We start from the raw sequence: 4,861 nt of genomic DNA on the forward strand, positions 1-4,861 counted from the left end.
AACTGAGGGAGTTTAAGTAAAGTTACGCACATAACCATATTATAATGGGCAGTAGCGATTTATAATCTCAATAAGTCTTTCTGAATTCTCCGATGAGACACTTTCAGATAATCTTGCTCCAGCAATGATTGGAGCCCAATGAAATACTTCAGACCTTAAAAGTCCACTCTTTTCACAATAAAGTCGTAAGTACAGATATGCTAATTTAGACGAAAATTGGGAGTATAAAAGATAGGTCCGATATATATCAGCACGAATATCACCAGCACTCGAATCTACCCAATCGATAATAACCACTTGGTTATCTGTCATAATCAAATTAAATAAATGAAAGTCACCATGACAGAGCCTATCCTGGTAAGTAATTGATTCCAATCTCTTTAACAAATAATTTTTTTGCCTTTTATCTAATTCATTCACACTCTCAATTTGACGGTATAATTTATCATACATTGGTTCGATTGTATCGGGAATAATACTATGAATTTTAAGTTGCATATCGACTGAAATATTCAAGTAATGTTCTACTCGTTCTTTATCTTTGATAAATAAATCTCCCAATGTTTCTCCCTTAATATATTCCATTATGATTGCTTGTTTTCCGTTTATCTTGGTAACATCTAAAATCTCAGGTACAGGAAGTCCACATGAATAGGCATATTTTTGTTTATTTGCTTCATTTATGGATTCCGTATCTGGCAAAAAATCGTTAAAAACTTTTACTATTTTATTGTCAGAAAGATAAATTTTTGCAGTATTTCCTCTTGCTATTGGATTTCCTAAATTCATTGGGTTACCTCCCTACATTTTTAATTATCCTACTTCGTCAGCATAATAACTTCAACAAAAATATGCGATAATCCTTCTTGGATCATCGCACCCGTTGATGGAATGATTATTTTTTGTAGGTAACAATTCCAATACTAAATACCTAAAAACCGACTAACATCAATGAATGTATAAAACTGTTTAGAATTAGTACATATTCCCCAGTTAAATTCTTGTTGCGATACACGATATTGTTGAACTAACCTGCTCCTTTAGTACAACAAGAAAAAGCTGCCCTCTTAACAACTCTGATCTTCAACTCTTGCACCCGTTTGTTGAATAACTTTTATTTATTTTCCTTAAATTTCTTTCTCAAAATTTCATCAACTATCCAGAATATTAATGCAGCAATTAAAGTTATTACTATAAGAAGTAAATGTTCAAAAAAGAAAGAAAGAACTAAACCAATAATTAGACCAAAAATAATATGAATTAAAAATGCTTTTTTATTTCTTTGCTTGCCGTTTAAATTCTTAGTTAGATAATCAGATAAGACAGATACTGGTAAGCCAATAAGAAGTATAAATGGAGCCGCACTAACAAGAAGAACACCAAGAGCAGCAAAGAAATTATAATTATCAAAGCCATCCATTATTGCAAAAAAAAGGTTAAGAAATAATCCAGTTAAGAGAGTGGTTATAACAAATCCCGAAAATTCCCTTAATAACATCAAAGCCCCCCAATATAAAACAAGTTCAATACTTTCTTATTAAACATAACTACTTCGTTAGCACAATTAACGACTGCCCTTATTAAACAATCGTATCCGTTAGTTGAGAAAGTGTTCATAATTTGTGGTAGATTCAACTGGCGGTATTAGTTCGCCATCATCAAACCTATAATCTAAAAACGTAATTTTAAAAATGAAATTACCAATCATAAAAATAATGAGTAAAGCTATGACAATAGAAGTCCAAAAAGCACCTTTAATAATTAACCTGAAAATTTTTGACTCAACAATCATATCTCCCCAATGCACATTTTATCCCCCCTTTTTTAGTTATCTTTTGATTTCATGTTATATCATTATTTTCTAAACTAAACTGCATCGTTAGCTTAATAACTTCCCAAAAATATGCGATAATCCTTCTTGGATCATCGCACCCGATAGTTAAGAGGAAATTCTAATTTTTAGTACCTTTTACTAATTCTTCACGTAGTTTTTTTTTCTCCTCTGTTTGGTATAAGATGTTATTATTCACTTTCCTTAAAGCATCATAAACCGCAAAAATTCCCGCAAATACTAAGAATCCAACCAGTAAGTCCATTTTTACACTACTTCATTTTGTTTATTAAGTTAATAATAAACAAAATTGGGTAATTATGTAGGATTAAATTAGTCTTTGTTAAACTAAACTGCCCCTCTAGTTTAATAACTTCAATAAAAAAGTGCATTAATCCTTCTTGGATCAACTCACCCTTTAGTTCAATAAACTTATTTTATAAAATCGTTTATTAATTGCTCTGTTGTCAGTATTGTGGCAAATTCATCGTACAAGGTAGCTAAAGATATATTATGTATAGTTGCTGCATCATAATATGTATCATTTTGATCCTTCATACCGAAGGCTGCTGTTGCATCTGAAATAAGGTATGTAGCGAAACCTAAATTACCACTCATTCTTGTAGTTGTTGATACACAATGAGGTGTAGTCAAACCAGTTATAACAACTGTTTTTATTCCATTTACTTTTAAAAACTCTTCTAAATTTGTACCAATAAAGCTACTATTTACTTTCTTCGTTACTATTACTTCTTCATCAATAGGTTCAACTATTTCTTTTATAGCAAACCCCTTATTCTTCGGATAAAATACAGAACTAGGATTATCGGAAGTGTGTTGTATATGTATTACTGACCATCCTTTTTCTCTCCATAGTTGTAGTATCTTACTAATATTTTCTTCCGCATTTAGGTTATTTCGCTCTCCCCATTTTTCATCATCGAAAGCTTTTTGTACGTCAATTATAATTAAAGCTTTTTTATTTTCCATCATATGATTTCCCTTCCCCTAAGTTGAATTTCCTAGTTATTACTACAATTTAAACCCAGAATTTACTTTTGAAAAGTGCTATTGTTGTTAAACTAGTCGAGTAGAAGGGAATCTCTCTACCTCGCGGTAGATTGTATTCCTCCCCCCTCACAGAACCGTGCTTGCGCAATTAACGCACACGGCTCCTCCTAGTTACCATTCACATAATGTAGCCAATCTCTTTTCTTAATTCATATATGTTAACCTTAACTCTTGCGTAAGGTAGTGGGTATTTATTAAGAAAGAGTCTGAATTTTTCCCAAGTAAATGATTTCCTTTGACTTCTTCTATTGAGCCATTTAAACAGTATGTATCCGATTTTGTCCCTGAATTTGTTTACACTTTGGGTATTATCTGTGATGCAATAATAATTGTAATAACCTATAAGAGAGCGTCTAAATCTATCCATAATTATATGAATATCTTTATTTCTATTAACCTTCAACCATAGCTTAGATTCTTTGAGTTTGCCTTGGACTTTCTTCCTGCTTGACTTCCGCTTTACTCGGAACTTACCTTGTTTACTTTTCCCACAATAGTGTGTAAAACCTAGGAAATCAAAGGTTGCTGGTTTACTGTTTCCCTTTTGTTTTGCATCTTTCTCCGCAAATCTTCCAAAGGGAATAATTTTAGTTTTATCCTCAGCTATTTCTAAGTTAAACTTCCTTAATCTCAATTTTAAGGATTCGAAGAATTGTTCAGCTTCACTTCTAGATTGAAAACAACAGACAAAATCATCTGCATATCTCACCATGTATGCTTGTCCTTTGCACTGTTTTCTAACCCTTTTCTCAAACCATAGGTCTAGGACGTAATGGAGGTAAACGTTAGCTAATATCGGAGATATTACTCCACCTTGCGGTGTGCCACTATCTGTCTTGTATTTCTTTCCTTCCTCCATATATCCACCTTTAAGAAACCTACCAATTAATCTTAGGAGGTTAGGGTCAGAGATTCGCAGTTTTAAGAACTCCATCATCCATGTGTGGTCAACGTTGTCGAAGAATCCTTTGATATCTACATCTACTATATAATTTACTGACCTCTTTTCAATGTAATAGTTCAGTATTTTCAAAGCATCATGGCAATTACGGTTTGGACGGAATCCAAAGGAACAGTCTAGAAAATCATTCTCATAGATGGTATTTAGTATCTTTGTAATGCCTTTTTGTACAATTTTATCTTCATGTTCTGGTATTCCCAGTGGTCTTTTCTTGTCTGAATTGAGCTTTGGTATATACATTCTCCTTACTGGAACAGGACGATAACTTTTGCTTTTAAGCCTATTTACTAAACCCTCTATGTTTTCTTTAATATTTTCACTGTATTGCTCTTTAGTTGTACCATTAACCCCAGTTGCCTTTTTGTTAGGTAACTCATGATGACATTGAACTAGTGATTGCTCATTTAATAAATGCGCAAGAGATGTAAACTTCATCTTAGGATCAGATTTTGCTAATTCTGCTATCCTTAGTAGTTTTGTTTCCACTTATTATCCCTACCTCTGTGTGTAGTAAATGTGTCCCTAGTAAGGGTGATAACTGGTAGCTAGCCTTTCCTCCATCGGCATTACCCTACTTCATTGGTACTACGCTGCTATCCGACTCCCTAATCGGCATTTGGTTTCCTTACTTTGTATCGCTTGTACACCATACTCTTCTAACAAGAAAAGACCGATAGGGTCTCCCGAGTTGCCGTATCATATCAATGTATAGCGTGCCAAGGTCTCTGACTCCAGAGAGGTTTTACCCTTCTTGCCCTTAACGAAAGATAAAATGTAGCTTTCTGCTGCAGGAAAAGCATCAGCCCTCTCGATTTACTAACATTATGGAGCTCAATCCCTTCAACCATTTGGCTTTCGGCCCGCTACCTAACTGTCTACGCTTAAAGACTAAAGTTACCCTTAGTCCTCCAAGACTCGCTACGAGCGAATGGCTAGTTCTTACTCGACGGGAATCCCACCCGCTATATGACACGACCTATGCTCGGCCGCACTCCTGC

General features: G+C 34.0%; 6 protein-coding genes. All 6 read right to left on the reverse strand.

All coding sequences use genetic code 11. The annotated features are described in order from the left end of the window. Positions 1–39 precede the first annotated feature (39 nt). The 6 genes from V7112_RS23380 to ltrA all read right to left on the reverse strand — a co-directional run bounded on the left by V7112_RS23380 (position 40) and on the right by ltrA (position 4,349). Positions 40–789 carry a phosphotransferase family protein gene (locus V7112_RS23380; RefSeq protein ID WP_335424322.1) on the reverse strand — a complete coding sequence of 250 codons (750 nt, stop codon included), beginning with the start codon at positions 787–789 and terminating at the stop codon, positions 40–42. 325 nt (positions 790–1,114) lie between these two features. Continuing rightward, entirely contained in the window at positions 1,115–1,498 is a 384-nt protein-coding gene (locus V7112_RS23385) for a hypothetical protein (RefSeq protein WP_335424323.1), read from the reverse strand. Between the two features lie 99 nt (positions 1,499–1,597). After that, entirely contained in the window at positions 1,598–1,807 is a 210-nt protein-coding gene (locus V7112_RS23390) for a hypothetical protein (protein ID WP_335424325.1), read from the reverse strand. Positions 1,808–1,952: 145 nt separating this feature from the next. Then, positions 1,953–2,096, reverse strand: a complete 144-nt coding sequence (locus tag V7112_RS23395; RefSeq protein ID WP_335424328.1) for a hypothetical protein — start codon at positions 2,094–2,096, stop codon at positions 1,953–1,955. Positions 2,097–2,263: 167 nt separating this feature from the next. Beyond that, entirely contained in the window at positions 2,264–2,821 is a 558-nt protein-coding gene (locus tag V7112_RS23400) for a cysteine hydrolase family protein (RefSeq protein ID WP_335424331.1), read from the reverse strand. A gap of 199 nt (positions 2,822–3,020) precedes the next feature. Beyond that, positions 3,021–4,349, reverse strand: a complete 1,329-nt coding sequence (gene ltrA, locus V7112_RS23405; RefSeq protein ID WP_335424329.1) for a group II intron reverse transcriptase/maturase — start codon at positions 4,347–4,349, stop codon at positions 3,021–3,023. Positions 4,350–4,861: the final 512 nt, after the last annotated feature.

It is taken from the genome of Bacillus sp. JJ1566, from assembly GCF_036962685.1.
Classification (GTDB): domain Bacteria; phylum Bacillota; class Bacilli; order Bacillales; family Bacillaceae_L; genus Ferdinandcohnia.